7 protein-coding genes are annotated in these 18,260 nt (G+C 66.0%); 2 read left to right on the top strand and 5 right to left on the bottom strand.

Translation table 11 applies throughout. The features are described 5' to 3' along the window. The first annotated feature begins 195 nt into the window (after positions 1 to 195). Complete coding sequence (locus I2H31_RS00695) at positions 196 to 1,233, top strand: hypothetical protein (protein WP_196291073.1); 1,038 nt, start codon at positions 196 to 198, stop codon at positions 1,231 to 1,233. A 143-nt stretch (positions 1,234 to 1,376) separates the two neighbouring features. Further along, positions 1,377 to 11,171 carry a CARDB domain-containing protein gene (locus tag I2H31_RS00690; RefSeq protein WP_196291072.1) on the top strand — a complete coding sequence of 3,265 codons (9,795 nt, stop codon included), beginning with the start codon at positions 1,377 to 1,379 and terminating at the stop codon, positions 11,169 to 11,171. A 212-nt stretch (positions 11,172 to 11,383) separates the two neighbouring features. On the opposite strand, the gene I2H31_RS00685 is transcribed toward I2H31_RS00690, so the two are convergent. The 5 genes from I2H31_RS00685 to I2H31_RS00665 form a co-directional block, all read right to left on the bottom strand. Beyond that, positions 11,384 to 11,881 (bottom strand): PaaI family thioesterase, encoded by a 498-nt coding sequence (locus tag I2H31_RS00685; RefSeq protein ID WP_230687378.1) that lies wholly within the window; start codon positions 11,879 to 11,881, stop codon positions 11,384 to 11,386. Positions 11,882 to 12,060: 179 nt separating this feature from the next. Next, positions 12,061 to 14,037 carry a DUF3857 domain-containing protein gene (locus tag I2H31_RS00680; protein WP_196291071.1) on the bottom strand — a complete coding sequence of 659 codons (1,977 nt, stop codon included), beginning with the start codon at positions 14,035 to 14,037 and terminating at the stop codon, positions 12,061 to 12,063. Between the two features lie 191 nt (positions 14,038 to 14,228). After that, positions 14,229 to 16,157, bottom strand: coding sequence for a DUF3857 domain-containing protein (locus I2H31_RS00675; RefSeq protein ID WP_196291070.1), 1,929 nt, complete (start codon positions 16,155 to 16,157; stop codon positions 14,229 to 14,231). A 142-nt stretch (positions 16,158 to 16,299) separates the two neighbouring features. Continuing rightward, positions 16,300 to 16,833 carry a PPC domain-containing DNA-binding protein gene (locus I2H31_RS00670; RefSeq protein ID WP_230687377.1) on the bottom strand — a complete coding sequence of 178 codons (534 nt, stop codon included), beginning with the start codon at positions 16,831 to 16,833 and terminating at the stop codon, positions 16,300 to 16,302. A 184-nt stretch (positions 16,834 to 17,017) separates the two neighbouring features. Further along, complete coding sequence (locus tag I2H31_RS00665; protein ID WP_196291069.1) at positions 17,018 to 18,259, bottom strand: hypothetical protein; 1,242 nt, start codon at positions 18,257 to 18,259, stop codon at positions 17,018 to 17,020. Position 18,260: the final 1 nt, after the last annotated feature.

Below are 18,260 nucleotides of genomic sequence, written 5' to 3'. Positions count from 1 at the left end.
TTTGGACGGGTAGAGACGCCTACGGTTGCAGCTGGTCTGGGGCCGGCTGCATCCGTGCTGGCACGGATAGAAACCTTGGAAAAAACTACGGGGCAGCACGGATTGCCGGCCATCGGGGCCGAAAGGTAGTTTTGCTGAACGGGCCCAAGCGCGGCCAAAGCTTTGTTTATCAACCGCTTTTTCAGCAAAACTCACATGAAGAACTTCTCCTCCTTTTTTTTGTCTTCCGCGCTGCTGGCGGCGGTGTTGCTGATGCTGAATCCGGCGGCCGCCCAGGCCAAAATCTGGCGTATTGATAACAACGCCGGCTCGCCGGGCGACTTTACCACCGCCCAGGCGGCGCACGATGCCGCCGCCGTGGCCGTGAACGACACGCTGTATTTCAACGGCTCGGGCACCACCTACGGCGCCCTCCACATGACCAAGCGGCTGTACGTGTTCGGGCCGGGCTTCTTCCTCACGCAAAACTCCCAAACCCAGGCCGCGCCCAACCACGCCTACCTCGACCAGCTGCGCGTGGACCCCGGCGCTGCCGGCTCGCTCATCACGGGCATGACCATGTACCGGGTGTACTTGTTTGCCAGCAACATCCTGTTCAAGCGCAACTACGTGGCGTCGAGCAACCACGCCGTGGTCATCGGCGACAACAACCAGCTTGTCGGCAGCTACACGCCTTCCAACGTGCTGTGCGTGCAGAACTACATCAGCACCACCAACGGCTACCGGGCGCTGTGGGTGGCCGGGGGCTGCTCCAACATCATCGTCACCAACAACTTTATCCACTCCAACAACCCGGGCTGGCAAGCCGTGTACGCGCTGTCGAGCCTGATTTTCTCGAACAACACGGTGTACGGCATCCTGGAAACCAACAGCACCGACGTCACCAATACCTACCTCTACGGCGGCAGCCTGGCCGGCGGCAGCAACTCCTACCACAACAACATCGGCAACGGCACGCAGTTTCCGGCCGGCAACGGCAACGTCCAGAACCAGCCCATTGCCGACGTGTGCGTGAACACGGGCTCCGACGACGGCCTGTACCAGCTCAAGCCGGGCTCGCCGGCCATCGGCGCCGGCCTGGGCGGTGTCGACATCGGCATGTTCGGCGGGGCCGACCCCTATGTGTTGAGCGGCCTGCCGGCCATTCCGGCCATCTGGTCGTTTTCGGCTCCCAGCTCGGGCAGCGGCGCCAGCGGGCTGAATGTGAACATCAAGGCCAAGTCGCATAATTAATCAGGGACTTGGGGTCTTGGGGACTTAGAGTCTTGGTTTTGGGCACGAAAAGCGAAAGCGGCAGACTCGCTGACTTTCCATTTTGTCCAAAACACCAAGCCCCTAAGCCCCTAAGACCCTAAGACTCCATTCTCTATTAAGCGATGGAAACCGACTCCTTACTCCGGCAATGGCCGTGGCTGAAGGCACTTCTGCTGCTGGGGGTGCTGCTGGCCGGGCGCCCGGCGCGGGCCCAGAGCCTGACGCGGCTGGAATATTTTTACGACACCGACCCCGGCCACGGCCAGGGCACGCCGGTGAGCTTCCCCACGGCCGCGGCCGCGCAGGACTTCACCTACACGGCCAGCCTGGCGGGGCTGGCGCCGGGCTTCCACACCCTCTACACCCGCGTGCGCGAGCAGCGCCCGGCCGAGGTGAACCCGCTGGGCCCCCTCGGTCCGCTGGGGGCCAGCGCCGATGCCGGCCAGCCGGCGTACTGGCCCGCCCGCGCCGCTTGGAGCATTGCGCACGTGCGGCCCGTGTACGTGGGCCCGGTGGGCACGGGGCTCGACAACCTCACCTACCTCGAATATTTTTTCGACACCGACCCCGGCTACCGGCTGGGGCACGGCGTGGCGCTGACGGCGCCCGCTCCCGGCATCGACCAAACCTACATGGCCGATTTGAGCGGGCTCGCGCCGGGCTTCCACACCATGTACACGCGCGTGAAAAATGCCAGCGGCGCGTGGAGCATCAGCCACGTGCAGCCCATTTACGTGGGGCCGGCCAGCGGCGGCGGGGCGGCCTCCAGCCTGACCTATGCCGAATATTACCTCGACACCGACCCCGGCTACGGGCAGGGCACGCGGGTCAATTTTGCCACGCCGGGCCCCAGCATCGACCAGGATTTTGTGGCCGATTTGAGCGGCGTGGCCAACGGCATCCACACCCTGTTTGTGCGGGTGCGCAACGCCGCCGGCGCCTGGAGCCTGGTGAACGTGAAGCCGTTTTTGCGGCAGGGCAGCATTGCGGGCGGCACTAGGCCGCTCATCACCCGCGTCCGCTACCAGGTGTTTCCCGAAAGCTCGGCCACACCCAGCGCGCCGCCGGAATACTACGTGCTGCCGGCGCCCGCGCGGGCGGCCGACGTGGACGTGACCTTTCCCACCAACGTGTGCGTGAGCGCAGCCGGCAACTACGTGATGCGCGTGGCGGTGCTGGATGCCAACGGCGTGCCGGCCATCGAGTACGCGCACCCATTCAGCGTGAGCACGCCCTCGCAGCTCAGCCCCAACCTGCCGCCGGCCCTGGCCGGGTGCAGCGGGCAGCCGCTCACCATCACCTCGGCGTCGGCCGGAGTGGGCGGCAGCTACCAGTGGAGTCTGGACGGCTCGCCCCTGCCCGGCGAAACCAGCCAGAGCCTGACCGTGACCACGGCCGGCACCTATTCGGTGGCCTTGACCAGCGCCCTGGGCTGCACCGGCACGGGCAGCAGCACCGTCACGTTCGCGCCCGCGCCCACCATCGCGCTGGCGCCCGTCACCGACGTGCCCTGCGGCCAAACCAGCGTGACGCTGGACGCCGGCGCGGGCTACGCGTCCTACGCCTGGAGTCCCGGCGGCCAGACCACCCAGACCATTACGGCTTCGGCACCGGGCACCTACTCCGTTACCGTGACGGGCGCCAGCACCGGCACCTGCACGGCCACGGCCAGCACCACGGTGCGCATGCCGCGGGCCGACATCGTGCAAACCAACGCCACGCAGTGCCCCGGCCAGAGCACCACGCTCAGCCTAGCCGCGCCGGTGGACGGGACGGTGACGTGGTCGGCTTCCGACAACTCGGTGACGAGCAGCGCGGCCAGCATCACGGTGGCGCCCACGGCCACCACCACCTACACGGCCACGGTTTCGGACGGCTCGTTTTCCTGCTCCGATGCGGTGACCATCAACATCCCGCCCGCCCTGCCGCTGAGCCTGCCCGACACCACCCGGGCAACCTGCGGCACGGCCAGCGTGACCCTGGACGCGGGCAGCGGTGGCACCTCCTACCTGTGGAGCACCGGCGCCACTTCGCAAACCATCAGCGTGAGCGCGCCGGGCCTGTATTCGGTGACGGTAGACAACGGCTGCCCCAAATCAGACCAGACCTACGTGCTGCTGCCCAATGCGACCATCGCCCAGAGCAGCCAGAGCATTTGCTCGGGCAGCAGCATTACGCTGAGCTTGAATGCGCCGGTGAACGGCAGCATCGTGTGGATGCCGGGCGGGCAGACCACGCCCAGCATCACGGTGGCGCCCACGGCCACCACCACCTACACGGCCACCGTGCGAGACCACGGCCAGAACTGCTCGGCCAGCGTGACCATTTCGGTGGATGCGCCGTTGGCTTTGAGCTTGCCCGCCGATTCGTCGCCGGCCTGCGGCACGGCCAGCGTGACGCTGGACGCCGGGCCGGCCAGCAGTTACCTGTGGAGCACGGGCGCAACGTCGCGCACCATCAGCGTGAGCAGCCCCGGCACTTATTCGGTGACGGGCGCCCACGGCGCCTGCACCAGCACGGCCAGCACGCAGGTGTTTATGCCCTACGCCAGCATTGCGGGCGGCGCCATCCAGCACGTGTGCGCGGGCCAACCCCTGACCCTGAGCCTGGCCGCCCCGGTGAACGGCACGGTGCTGTGGAGCACCGGCGCCACCGGCAACAGCATCACGGTAACGCCCTCGGCCGACGCCAGCTACTCGGTGACGGTGAGCGCCGGCGGCCACGACTGCTCGGCCACCGTGAGCGTGGTGGTAGACCTGCTGCCTGTGGTGACGCTGGCGGCGCAGGCGGCCGTGTGCGCGAGTGCCGATACTTACACCTTGACGGGCGGCCTGCCCGCCGGCGGCACCTACTCGGGGCCGGGCGTGAGCGGCAACAGCTTCAGCCCGTCGGCGGCCGGCCCCGGCACGCATACCATTACCTACTCCTACACCAATGGCAACAACTGCACCGCCACGGCCACCCAGGCACTGACGGTGAACCCGCTGCCCATGGTGACGCTGGTGGCCCAGCCAACGAAGTGCCTAGGCGCGGCGGCGTTTGCGCTGACGGGCGGCGCGCCTGCGGGCGGCAGCTATTCCGGTCCCGGCGTGAGCGGCGGGCAGTTTAGCCCGACGGCCGTGGGGCCCGGCACCTACACCATCAGCTACCGCTACATCGATGGCAATGGCTGCGCCAACACCGCCACCCAGCCGCTGACGGTGCTGCCCCGACCCATCCTGGCTGTGACGCCCGACTCGGTGCTCTGCCCCGGCTCATCGGCCACGCTGGCCGTGAGCAACGCGGGCCCGGGCGCCACCTACGCGTGGAGCACCGGCGCTACCGGCAGCAGCATTGCAGTGAACGCGCCGGCCACGGTGGGCGCGCCCGCTACCTACTCGGTGACGGTGACCAACGCGGCCGGCTGCTCGTACAGCTTCACGCAGAAAGTCTATCGCTCGCCGGCCTCGGTGGCCCCGCTGGCGGTGACCAACATGCTGCCGGTGGATAACTCGGCGGGGCTGGATTTGCCCATCAACTTCGGCTGGAACCCCGGCGCGGGCTCCACGGCCAGCAGCTTCGACTTGTACATCTGGCCCAGCAGCGGCAGCCAGCCGGCCACGCCCACCGTGGCGGGCATCAGCACCCTGCAAACCAGCTACGGCGGTGCGCCGCTGGCTTACGGGCAGAGCTTCAAGTGGCGCGTGGTGGCCCGCAACGTCTGCGGCAGCACGCCCGGCCCGGTGCAGACCTTCGAGCTGCGCCAATTGCCCGACCTGACCGTGCCCTTCGTGCAGGCGGCCGACACGGCCTACGTCGGCCAGACGGTAGCCGTGAGCTGGAACGTAACCAACAGCGGCGTGGCCAGCACCCTGGCCCAGCAGTGGCAGGACGGCGTGTACTTCTCGCAGAACCCGACCTTCGACAACACGGCCATGTACATGGGCAGCGTGGGCAACGTGACCTACCTGCAGCCCAACGGCACCTACATCAGCCAGGGCACCTTCCCGGTGCCGCTGAGCATGGCCGGCTACTACTATGTGTACGTGAAGGCCAACAGCAACGGCGCGCTGCTCGAAACCAGCTACGCCAACAACGTGGGCCGCGAGGCCAGCGGGCCCGCCCCGGCCCTGGGCCGCGTGCTCATCATCGTGCCCACCGCGCCCGACCTGGTGGTGCAAACGGTGTCGCACTTCACCAGCTTTTTCGGCGGCGACACGGCGGCCGTGGGCTACCGCGTGCGCAACACCGGCAGCGTGGATGTGGTGAATGCCTCCTGGACCGACGCCGGCTACTTCTCGCCTGACACCACTCAGAACATTGCCCAGAACACCGGCCAGGGCCTGCTGGGCCCCACGGCCCGGCGCGGCGGCACCACCCGCCACGCGGGCCAGACGCTAAACGTGAATGCCGCCTACAATGACAACCTGCGCATCCCGATTCCGCACACCACCCCCACCGGCGACTATTACCTCTACGTTTTCACCGACGACAACAACGAGGTGTTCGAAACGGCCAGCACCAACAACGTGAACCCGCGCACGCTGGTGCATTACAACACGCCCACGCCCCACGACCACCTCGAGTACGTGCCCGTGCACGTGACCCTGCGCCCGCCGCCCGACCTGGTGATAACCAGCGTGACGGCCCCGGCCGCGGCCACCGCCGGCACCAGTTTGCCGGTGAGCTGGGTGGGCCGGAACGCGGGCCTGAGCCGCCCCTACCCGCGCCTGGAAACCTACTGGGCCGATAACGTCTACCTCAGCCTCAGCCCGACCTTCGACAACACGGCCATCAGCCTCGGGCAGGTGTTTCACTACGAAGCGGCCACCGGCCTGCAGCCCAACGCCACCTACGCCGCCGCGGGCGCGCTGAACCTGCCCAACGGCATCAGCGGCAACTACTACGTGTACGTGCAGGCCGATGCCGGCAACAACGTGTTCGAGTACACCCACGAGGACAACAACGTGACCCGCTCGGCCGGCACCGTGGCCATCAATCTGGTGTACGCCGACCTGTACCCGACGGCCCTGACGGCCCCGGCCTCGGTATCGGCCCCCAACAGCTTCGTGGTGAACTACACGGTGCAAAACACGAACACGGCCGTGATTGCGGCCGGCGGCACCTGGACCGACCACCTGACCGTGAGCGACGCGGCGGGCCACTCGGCGGTGCTGGCCAGCGTGCCCCACGCCGGGCCGCTGGCGGCGGGCGCTTCGTATTCGAACTCGGCCACCATTAGTCTGCCCAACAATTTCGTGCCGGGCACCCTCACGGTGCGCCTCACGGCCGACGCGGGCAACCGCGTGTACGAGTTTAACTACGAGAGCAACAACGAGCAGACGACCACGCTGACCTACCTCTACAGCGACGACCTAGCGGTGCAGAACCTGACCGCCACGCCCGCGCCGGCCGCCTCGGGCAACGGCCTGAACGTGGCTTGGCGCGTGCGCAACCTGGGCAGCTTCCAGACCCTGGCCACGGCCTGGACGGACCAGGCGTATTTGTCCCTCGACAATGTGATTGACGGCAGCGACCTGCTGCTGGCCGCGCCCGGCAGCACCGCCGGCCCGCTGGCTCCCAGCGGCTTCTACCAGCAGAGCCAGACCGTGACCTTGCCCCAGGGCATTAGCGGCAGCTACTACGTGCTGCTGCGCACGGCCAACAACCCCAATGGCACGCTGGCCGACACCAACCCGGCCAACAACGTGGCCGCGCTGGCCCTGCCCATCACGCTCACGCCCCCGGCCGATTTGCAGATTGTGACTACCGGCGGCAACGGCCCCGGCGTGCCCACGGCCGCCCTGGCCGGGCAGCAGGTGAGCCTCAGTTTCCGGGTGCAGAACGACGGCGTGGGCGCCACGCCGGCCGCTTCCTGGAATGACGGCATATATCTGAGCCCCTCGCCCACGCTGGCGGGCGCGACCCGCATTGGAGTGGTGCCCCACACCGGGGCGCTGGCGGCTGGCGACTTCTACAATGTGACTACGAACGTGACCATTCCGGGCTATCTGGCCGGGAATTACTACCTGTTCATTGCCACCGACAACAACGACCCCAGCGGCTACGGCCCGCAGTTTGCGCACTGGGGCGGGGCCGTGCAGGTGGGCCAGGTGTACGAGCACCAGCACGAGTTCAACAACGTCTGGCAGGCGCCTACCACGGTGAACGTGACCGTCCCGCAGCCCTCCGACCTGGTGGTGACGATGGTGGCGGTGCCCGGCACGGCCAAGCTCGGCAAGACCATGACCGTGAGCTATTCGGTGCGCAACCAGGGCAGCAATGCCGCCGTGGGCCAGCTCAAGGACGGCCTTTACCTGAGCAGCGACCGGGTGCTGAGCACGGGCTCGGACAAGCTCTTTGGCACCAGCACCCGCAACCTGACCATTGCGGCGGGCGCCACGGTGAGCGGCGTGATTCGGGACCGGGTGCAGGGGCTGAGCCCCGGGGACTATCACGGCATTTTGGGGACCAACCTCTTCCGCGACGTTTTTGAGAGCGACTACCAGAACGACACGCTCTCGCAGGCCGCCCCGACCAACGTGACCGTGAACGTGCTGCCGCTTAACACGCTGACGCTCTTCGCGCTCGACCGCGACTCGCTGGAATTCTACAAGGTGACGCCCGGCGCGGGCTTCGACCTGCGCCTCGCGCTGGGCTCGAACCAGAACCACGGCCAGAACGAAATCTACGTGGCCTACAACCGCGTGCCCACGACTTCGGACTTCGATTTCATCTACGAAGACCCGATTAATACCCGGCAGGAATTGCTGATTCCGAGCACCGGCGGCGGCGACTATTACATCCTGGTGAAAACGCCTTACGTGTACGCCGGCACCCAAACCGCCACGCTCTTCGCCGAGGCCCTGCCCTTCCAGGTACGCAGCATCGCCTCCGACACCGTGGGCCAGGGCCGCGTGACCACGCGGGTGCTGGGCGCGGGCTTCGTGCGGCGCACCGGCAACTCGGCCGCGCTGGCCGGCACCAAGTTTTACATCACGAAAGGCAGCAGCCCGACGCCGCTGGCCTACGCCGACATCGTGCGCTTCCGCAGCAGCGTGGAAGTGACTCTGCGCTGGCATTTCGACCGCGACTCGGTAGACACCGGTACGTACAACGTGGTGGCCGAGCAGGCCAACGGCACGAAAGTGCAGCTCACCAACGGCCTCACCGTCGAGCCCAGCTCGGGGCTGCTGGTGAACTTTGCCAGCATCACGCCGCCGCGCCTGCGCGTGGGCACCCGCGGCAACTGGACCTACTTCCTCACCAACTCCTCGAACGTGGACGTGCCGTACTGGGAATTCCAGTTTGCGGTGCCGCCCGGCGCGGGCGTGGTGGAAACCCACACGCCCAACGTGCGCAAAAAGTCGGATTTCGCGCCGGCCGTGCCGCTCTCAAACTCAGCCAACAACGGCTACGTGAGCAACGCCACGGAGGTGTTCCCCTTCATCGCGCAGGATTTGCGGCCCGGCGAAATCATTCAGGTGAACCTGAACATGCTGCCGCCCATCGACTTCAACAGCCTGCAAGCGGCCGGCGGCCGGGTGCACTTCCCGGTGGTGCTGAACCAGCAGCCGAAAACCGCACAGGACTACTCGCGCCGCACCCTGGACTTCATTGCGAAGTATAAGGCCGCCGTGCTGGCCAATCCCGGCCAGTTCGACCCGGCCGTGGTGGCGCTGGCCAACAACCCCGGCCCGACCGTGTGGCGGGACTCGCTGCAACGGCAGTTTGTGCGGCTTGGCCTGATTGATACGGCCTGGACGGTGCCCGCACACAGCCCGAAAGCCCTGCCCTACACCCACAAAAACAGCCAGACCCAGGTGCCCGGCGGCGTGGGCTCCGATTACTGGCACATCGAGGAGCAGTACCACGAGTTCCGGCCCGATTTCTTCGCCCTGGGCTACCCGCTGGCGTTGCGCCCGGCCGCCGACTCGGTGCGCTTCCTGTTCAACTCGCGCGGCGCAACCAGCACCGAAATCATTGCTTCGGTGGACCCCAACCTCATTGCCGGGCCCGCCGGCTACGGGCCGCGCCGCATGGTGGGCGTGCAGCAGAAGCTCAACTACCAGGTGCAGTTCGAGAACGACTCGCTGCAAGCCACCGGCCCCGCCCAGCGGGTGCGGGTGCAGGTGCCGCTCGACGTGACCACCAACCTGCAAACCTTCCGCCTCGGCGACTTCGGCTTCAACGGCACCACCTACGCCGTGCCGGCCAACGCCAGCACCTACGCTCAGACCCTGCACCTGAGCCCGCTGCCCTACGACGTGCGCGTGGTGGCCGGCGTGGACGTGTCGAGCCGCCTGGCGTTCTGGTATTTCCAGACCATTGACCGCGCCACCGGCCTGCCGCCCACTGACTCGCTCATCGGCTTCCTGGGCATTTCCGACACGCTGGGCCAGGGCCACGGCTTCGTGAACTACACCATTCAGCCGGGAGGCACCGCCCTGACCGGCGACTCGCTGGTGGCCCAGGGCAGCATCGTGTTCGACAGCAACACGCCGCTGAAAACCAACCGCTGGGGCAACATCGTGGACGCTGCCGCGCCCGTTTCGCACGTCAACGCGGTGGCCGCTTCGCAACTCAGCCCCACCGTGCACCTCACCTGGACGGGCTCCGACGACGTGGGCGGCTCGGGCGTGCGCAGCTACGAGGTGTTTGCGTCGGAAGACGGCGGCCCCTTCGTTCGGGTGGCGCAGGACGTGACGGGCACCAGCTACGACTTCCCGGGCCTGCCCGGCGCCCGCTACGACTTCTTCACCCTGGCCACCGACCACACCGACAACCGCGAAAAGCTGAAGCTGACCGGCGACACCTTCACCGTGATTGAGGACACGGCCCTGGTGGTGTACGACCTGGTGCACAATCAGTGCCTGCTCTCGGACCCGATTACGAGTACCGGCAGCGGCACCTGGCAGCGCCTCAAGCTAAACGGCAAAACCGTGGCGGCCCTCAACGACCAGGGCCACGCGCTGGGCACGGTGCGGGTAGAATTCGCGGTGATGAGCGGCGGCAGCGTGCGCCAGGACGGGCGCGGTACCAAATATCTCGACCGCAACTGGCACATCATCACTGAAACTCCCCTGGGTACTGGCAACGCCGCGCAGGTGCGCTTCTACGGCCTCACCGCTGAGTTCAACAAGCTGAAAGTGGCCGACCCAACCAACGTGAGCAGCCTCAACAGCCTGCGCCTGACCCAGTACAGCGGCCCGAACGAGGACTGCGACCTGGCCAACAACCTGGCGGCCGGCTCGACCACCGTGCTGCTCACGCCCCAGATGAGCGACCCCGTTGGCGTGCCCTATTTCGTGGCCCAGGCCACCGTGACGGACCACTTCTCGGAGTTTTACGTGAACGGCGGCAACCGGCCCCTGCCCGTGGAGCTGACCAGCTTCACGGCCGTGCGCCGGGGCCGCGACGTGCTGGCGGAGTGGGCCACGGCCAGCGAGCGCAACAGCGCCTACTTCGCGCTCGAAGCCTCGGCCGCGCCGCGCGATGGCTTCCGCGAAATCGGCCGGGTGGCCGCGGCGGGCAGCAGCGCCGCCCCGCGCCGCTACACCGCCACCGAGCCCAACGTGCCGATGACCGGCGGCCTGCGCTACTACCGCCTGCGCCAGGTGGACCTGGACGGCACCACCAGCTACGGCCCCGTGCGGGCCGTGCGCCTCGACGAGGTGAATGGCCTGGCCCTGCGCGCCGCGCCCAACCCCTTCCGGCAGCAGGAGTTGGTGGCCACCATCACCACCGCCGAGGCCGGCACGGGCCACCTCCAACTGCTTGACCTGGCCGGCCGCGCCCTCTTCCAGCGCGAGCTGGCCCTGCCCATGGGCGAAACCACCGTGCCCCTGCCCGAGCTAGTGGCCCTGCCTCCCGGCGTGTACGTGCTGACGTTGCGCGTGGGCCGCGAGGTGCGGCAGCAGAAGCTGCTGAAGGAGTAGACGCGGCCACGGTAGAATGAGAAGAGGCCCCTGCCATTGGCGGGGGCCTCTTTTTGCTTTTGGAAAATTCGTCTGCTCAGGATGGTCGGTTGAATGGGGTAGAGACGCAACATTTTGCGTCTCATCGTTGAACGAACGGGACCGCGCCGAACCACCTATAACGGTTCAGCGCTAACAACATCAGCAACGACGAGACGCAGTATATTGCGTCTCTACCGCTTGGCCCGAAACGACCAGGTGAGGCGGAACACGGCCACCACGTCGCCGGCTTCGTCCACGCCGGTGCTCACGCATTCCACCACGCGGCCTTCGCCGGTGGCGCGGCTTTCGGCAATGGCTTCGGCAATGCGCGGGCCGTCGGGGCAGGTGAAGGTGATGAGGCCCACGGCTTTCTTGGTAAAATCGCCGTGCAGGCTCACCACCAGCATCGACACCGGCCCGCCGGCTTGCACGTGCATCATGGCCTGAATGCCGCTGGCCAGCTCGCCTGCCATGGCCAGGCACGCGAAATAAATGCTGCGAAACGGGTTTTGGGTGAGGTACTTGTAGCGGATGGTGACCGTGGCCGACTCCGGCGTGAGCTGCGTGAGGCGCAGGCCCGCCAGCCACGCCATGGGCAGCTTGCGCATCATAAAGAGCCGCAGCTTCAGCGGGTTCAGGACTTGGCGGCGGAAGGCGGCGGCCTGCGGGGAGTCGGCGGGGGTTGACATGAAGCGAAGGTACGCAACTGTCATTGCGAGGCGGAACCGAAGCAATCCGTCCTCTAAAAGCCAGAAATGTCCTTTCACCAGAAAGCCCCGGCGCTGCGTTGCTCCGGGGCTGTATCACATTATCAAGCTGGTTGCTGAGAACAGGACGGATTGCTTCGCTGCGCTCGCAATGACACGCGCTAGCTTTTCTTGTCCAGCACCAGCACCACCTTGTTCCAGTTGGCCGAGGCATTGACCACGGTGCGGAAGGCTTCAAAATCGGCTTTGGGCCAGCGGATTTGGCGGTAGTTTTCGTCCACCGTCACGGTGATGGTCTGGCCCTGCTGCACGTAGGAAGACTTGAAGTCGTAATCGGGCCGGGCCGCGTCGCCGCCGGCTTTCACGTTCACGTTCAGGTCGTTGAGGTTGCGCACGGTGTAGCCGGCCGGCACCTCGAAGCGGATGGTGCGCAGGTAGCGGCGGTTGTTGTCGTTTTCCACGTCGAACTGCCGCTCTTCCTTCTGGTACAGCTCGGTTTGTGGTCCCAGCAGCGTGCCGATTTTGAAGAGGTAGCGCGGGCCTGCTTTGTCGAGCAGCGAAGGCGAATCAAGCTGGCCCTCGATGATGAAGGGCTTTTCGAGCGGGCTCACGCCGCGCTCCACGTTGCGCACGGTCATCTTCTGGAAGTTGGTGGCGTCGGCCACCACGCCCTTCTGCAGGTCCTGCATGATTTCGGTGCGCTTGGCGTCCGGAATCATGGCCCAGAAGGGCTGGATTTGCAGGGCCGGGTAGCCGCCCAGGGTCTGGCGCAGCTGCACGGTGCTGTTGCTCAGGTCGGGCGAAAATGCCACCGTCACGTCGAGGTTCTGCGGGCTTTTGTCGGCGTCGAGGGCCGGAATCTCCTTCACCTTGCCTACTGCCGACTCAATCGAGCCCAGCGTAACGCCCCGGATGAACAAGCCCGCGTTGGCCGTCCACTCGGCGGGCAGCATGCCGTAGCGGTACTCGGGCCGGCCCGGCGCCAGGTACTGCCCGGTGCCGGGGAAGTAGAGGGCAAAATTGTCGAGGTAGTCCCAGGTGTCGAACGTGGTGTCGAAGGGGTGGGTGGCGCGGCTGCTCGTTACCACTAGTTCAAACTCAACGCCCAGCGTGCGGTAGATGGCCGCCAGCAGGTGCACGAAGCCGCCTTCGGGCGCGTTGCGGGTGGCCACCACCTGGCTCAGCACCGGGCTGGCGCTTTCGTCGAGGTTGTAATTGAGCTTCACGTAGTTTTCGGCGGCGGCAATGCGTTCGGGCAGCGGGCCGGCGGTGGGCAGCTTGGCGGCGGCCAGCACCTTGGCCACGGCCTTCACGTCGTCCTTGCTCAGGGCCGTCATGTTGCGGTACACAAACTGGCTGGCGTCGGCCCAGGTGAACTGGCGCACCTGGCCCTTGCTGGCCATGTAGGCCAGCTTGTAGTGCACGCGCATGCGCTGGGCCAGCACGCTGGCAAAGGCTTCCTCGCGCAGGGCGGGCACTTCTTTCAGGGCCAGGCGCAGCACCCGGCGGCCGGGCAGGGTGGTGTCCACGGCCACGGCGGGCCCGTGGTACACGCGCGCCTCAAAGGTGAGGGCCTCGGGCGAAATCAGCTCGAACACCACGTCGCGGGCGGCGGTTTCGCCCTGCAGCACCTCGTAGCCGAAGTGGTTGAAGGGCCGCTCGCGGGTGAAGTAATACTCTACTTCGCTGCCCTTCTCCACGCCGTCCACGGCAAACACGCGGAAGCCCCGGCCGCCTTCCTGGTCCTTCAGCTCCTTCATGTCGGCGGCTTGCACCTCGTGCACCTCGCCCCGCGGGCTGATGGTCCGGGCCTTGATGTCGACCGGCGCGCCCGATTCGAGCACCGGCACCACAATTTTATTGAAGCGCTCGATGCCATCGGAAGAGTTGACGCGCACGATGCGGTGCTCGGTGGCGAAGAAGCGCAGGTCCTTGCGCGACTTATCATAGTAGTACTCCAGGCTGGTGAAATCGCGCAGAATGATGGCCGGCAGTTCGGCTTCCTCCCTGGAAATGGGCAGGCGCTGCTTGCGGCCCGCGTCCCAGCTGTAGCCGGCGTGCACGAGGTCGGCCGGCAGCTTTTGGGCCGGAGCCGCGGCGGCAATGAGAAGGAGAAGTGCGAGTAGAAAATGACGCATTGAGTGGGTATCGGGTGTTTGTTTTCAGGTCAATAATCGTCCGTCATCCTGAGCATTCTGCGCATGAAGCAGAGACGAGGACCTTGTCAAGTGCCAACGATTAGTTCTGGATTGATAAGGTCCTCGTCTCTGCTTCATGCGCAGAATGCTCAGGATGGCAGGCGAGTTGTGTTTGGTGTAGCTGAGGCCGGCTACGTCTTTTTCTTCTTCAAAATCACCACCTCGCGGTAGGCGCTGCCCAGCTTGCTCACCACTTGGTTCCAGCGGCCGAACTGCTGGGGCTGGAGCAGCAGGTAGTTCACGTACACCTCGCGGTCCTGCACGATGTTGTCGCCCTTGCGCTCGTAGCTCACCCGGAAGCCGAGGGCGTCGCCCTGGGCCTGCACCGTGGGCGGCAGGTAGCTCACCTCGTAGCCGGCCGGCACCACCAGCTCGGTGCGGGTGTGGTCGGTGTGGGCAAATTCGTTGTAGCGCGGCAGCTTGCGCGTGGTCGAGTCGATGCGGTCGGTGGCAAAGGGGCGCTCCAGGCTCAGGTTCACGTACACTTCGTCGTCCACCCGCTGCACGTAGTCCTGCAGGCGGTAGTCGTAGCTGATGCGCAGGGGCTGGTCGCGGGCATCGAGATTGGCAATGTGGTAGTTATCGACAAAAAACTTGTTGTTGCCGCGCTCCAGCAGGGCCTTCACGTACTTGGGCTCGGCCACCCGGTCCAGCCCGTCGAGGCCGTAGCTGTGGCTGATTTTGGTGTAGCCACTCAGGCTGAGCTGGCCGGTGCCGCGCAGGGTGGTGCCGTCCAGGGTCAGCACGGAGGCGTCGTCGAGGCCGCTGCGGGCCTTGTCCATGGCCGGAATGGGCACCACGCGGCTGGTGGTGGCGTCGAGCCCCAGCAGGCCTTCCTTGCCCTGAATCATGGCCGAGGGCATGCCGTAGGGCGTGTGCTTGCTGGTGGCATCCAGGAAAACGTACTGGCCGGGCTTGGGCTCGTAGGTGGCAATCATGTGGTTGTCGACGCCGGGCGTGGCCAGCTCGTTGTACTTATAGGGCAGGTCGCGGGTGCCCACCCAGGTCAGGTAGGCGGTTTTCACGCCGGCCAGGTGCAGCATCTCGTTGGTGAGGTTGGCCATGTCCTTGCAGTCGCCGTAGCGGCGGGCATACACCAGGCCGGCGTCGTGCGGAATGAAGCCGCGCAGGCCCTGCTCGAAGGCGATGTACTTCACGTTGTCCTGCACCCAGTAGTAGATGCGGCGCACTTTCTCCTCCTCCGTCGGGGCGCCCGCCACCAGCGAATCGACGCGGTGCTGCAGGGCCGGGCTGGGCTGCCGGTCGATGCGCCGTACGAAGTCGGCGTACATGGTGTACAGCTCCGGCACGCCGGCCAGCAGCTTGCGCGGCTGCCCGTTCACCACGGCTTCCTGCACAAAAAACACGATGTGCGGCAGGTAGTACGCCGCCTCGGGGCCGTCCTCGTCGCGGGGCGGACTGGGCAGGTTGTCGGCCGTCCAGCGGTACACCACCTGGCTGCCTTTTTCCTCTTTGGTGTAGGTAATGGGCGTGTTTTCGGCGTGAAACGCCTTGTAGCCGATGACCACGCCCTTGGGCGCGGTGATGGTGAGCTCGGCGTGGCGCACGGGCACGTAGGAGCCCACGAAAAACGGCATCACGAAGCGGGCGTCCACGTGGCGCACGGTGTAGTCCGTCACGGTGCGGGCGCCGGGCGTGATGCTCGGAAACGAGAACGAAGTCGAGCGGGTATCGTCGAAAAAGATGCCGTCCTGGATTTCAAACTTGTCCTTAAAATCCGTCACCTTCACGGTTTTGAAGTGGCCGCCGGTGGGCACCATGGTGCGGGCTTCCAGCTTCTGCAGGCGGTTGAAGTGCGAGCTGAACACCCGGTCGTTGGCGTAGCCGCCCGACTGCTCGTCCAGGTGCAGCATGTCGGCGTGGTGCCGGGCCAGCACCTGCACCGAGTCGTTGCGGATTTCGACGGTCAAATCCTGCCGCATTTCCAGGTACACGGCTTTTTCGCCGGGGTACTGGGTTTTCATCTCCGCCACCGTCTGGGCGCGGGCCGCGGCGCCGGGCAGGAGAAACAAGAAGAGCCACAATCGGGAAAGGAGCATACCAATACGAAAAAGCAGAAAGTAACGCGCCGCCACTCGTCAGTTTAAAGTTAGCCACGAACCCGCGCTTTCCATGCCTGCCCCGACGGCATATTGGGCCCACTCCCATTTTTTGGCCCCAGAGGCGTTCCGGCCGCCGTGGCTAGGGCTTTCTTTTTTTAGTCGGCGCAGAAGCCGGCGCGGGGGCCGGCCGCACCACCAGCTCCTGGTAGCCAAACGTGTCGTCCTTTTCGCGCCGGAATTCCAGCTCCGGCAGCTCGCCCAGCACAATTTCGGCCGTGGTGTACACCCGGCAGCCATCCAGCAAGTGCCCGCCGAGGGTGCGCCCCGTGCTGTCGGCAATGGCCAGGTGCAGGTGCGAGCCGTTGGTGGAAAGCGTGCCGACCAGCGAGACAATCTCGAAATGCCCGCGGTACACCGTGGGGCCTTCCTGGTTGGCCAGCCGCAGCGTGGCCACCGTGAGGCTGCCCACGCACGTGACCATGGCGGCGGCTTTGAGGTGGTGGGCCTGGGCATAGGCCGTCAGGGCCTGGCGCAGGTCGTCGCCGGGGCGCAGGCGCAGGGCATGAGTTTTGAGGGCGGAAGTCCGGGCAGCGTCGGGCACGGGAGAGGGAGAAACCTGCGCCGCGGCCGAACCGGCCAGCAGCCACAGGAACATGAAACGAAGAAGAACCATCGTTTCAAAGAACGGCAGCCGAACGATAAGAACGATACGCTAAGCAAAAAGAACGGTCATGCTGAGCCTGTCGAAGCACCTCGCGTGCCAGAGTAGATGAATTACTTCAGCACGCGAGGTGCTTCGACAGGCTCAGCATGACCGTTCTGATTTTCGTTTTTTAGTGACTCCTATCTTCCCTCTCTTACCTGCTAAACCGCACCGTGCCGTAGCGCACCTTGATGTTGACATTGCCGCAATTAGGGGCCGGCACGGTGCCGCCGAAAATGCCCAGCACGTCGCTGGTTTGCGGGCCATTTTCCTGCGAAAGCACGCGCACGGCGCTTTTATCCACCAACAGCTGGCCCTGCTCGGTGCTCACGTCGAAGCGGAACACCGGGGTTTCGGCAAAGCCGAGCCGGATGGTGCTGAAACCGCCGTCGAGGTTTACCTGGCGGAAATTGGCGCCCATGTCGCGCACCACAAAGTCGGGGCAGTAGCGCACGGCCATGTCCAGGCCTTCGCTCAGCTTGTCGATGGTGAAGCGGGAGTAGCCTGATGAGCCGCGCAGGTTGCGCACCGTGCCCAGGGCCACGTCGCCGTACTTGCTGTGCACGGTCAGGTCCTGCACTGTGCCGATGTCGATGTCGGAATAATTGTTGCGCAGGTCCACGGTGGTGCCTTCGTCGAGGCGCAGGCGGGCGTAGCTGGCGTCGATGCTGGCGCGGCCGGCGAAGGCCACGGTGCAGTCGCCGTTGCCGATGCGCAGCAGGTTGCGGGGGCCGTTGAGGCGGCCGGTGCGCAGGGCGCCGTAGTCCACGGCCAGTTCGGTGGGGCCGCTCAGGTCGCCGGTAATGCTCACTTCGCCGAAGTTGTTGTGCACACGCAAGGCCGTGGTGCGGGGCAGCCATACGGTGTAGTTCACCTCGTAGCGGCAGCCGCCCGGCCGCCCGCGCAGCAGGGGCCCAAACTGCGTGCTCACGGCCACGCCACCGGTTTTGGCGTCGTAGTCCAGCCACTGCACGCCCAGCGCATCCAGCACCTGGCGGGCGCCAAGCTCGGTTTCGGAGCGGGCCACCAACTCGGCTTCGACGCGGATTTCGCGCTTGTTCCAGGGGTTGATTTGCACCCGGCCGTAGCGCGTGTCGAGCGAGAAGGGCCGTCCTTCTTTGGGCACCGGGTAGCTGCGGCTCAGGCGGCGGCGCTGCTCCACTTGCAGCGTGGTTTCCTGCTCAGTGGCTTGGTCGGGCAGTGGGTTTTGGGGCCCGCCCGAGAAAAACTCGGCAGCCACAAAGGCCTCAATTGCCACGTTCTGGGCGTTGCGGCTCACGCTGCCCACCCACAGGCTCCCCTGGGCCCGCCCGGCCAGCGGGTGCAGCACCCCAGCCATACCCAGCGCCAGCACCGCCAACAGGTGGCGGAAAGGCATTATTCCCAGCACTTTCATG

The organism is Hymenobacter ruricola (genome assembly GCF_015694525.1).
Taxonomy (GTDB): Bacteria; Bacteroidota; Bacteroidia; order Cytophagales; family Hymenobacteraceae; genus Hymenobacter; species Hymenobacter ruricola.
This window is presented reverse-complemented; position numbering and strand designations above follow the sequence as displayed.

Coding starts and splice junctions, on each gene's coding strand:
- I2H31_RS00690 (WP_196291072.1), top strand. CDS start 1,377: ATGGAAACCGACTCCTTACTCCGGCAATGGCCGTGGCTGAAGGCACTT.
- I2H31_RS00680 (WP_196291071.1), bottom strand. CDS start 14,037: ATGCGTCATTTTCTACTCGCACTTCTCCTTCTCATTGCCGCCGCGGCT.
- I2H31_RS00695 (WP_196291073.1), top strand. CDS start 196: ATGAAGAACTTCTCCTCCTTTTTTTTGTCTTCCGCGCTGCTGGCGGCG.
- I2H31_RS00685 (WP_230687378.1), bottom strand. CDS start 11,881: ATGTCAACCCCCGCCGACTCCCCGCAGGCCGCCGCCTTCCGCCGCCAA.
- I2H31_RS00675 (WP_196291070.1), bottom strand. CDS start 16,157: ATGCTCCTTTCCCGATTGTGGCTCTTCTTGTTTCTCCTGCCCGGCGCC.
- I2H31_RS00665 (WP_196291069.1), bottom strand. CDS start 18,259: ATGAAAGTGCTGGGAATAATGCCTTTCCGCCACCTGTTGGCGGTGCTG.
- I2H31_RS00670 (WP_230687377.1), bottom strand. CDS start 16,833: ATGGTTCTTCTTCGTTTCATGTTCCTGTGGCTGCTGGCCGGTTCGGCC.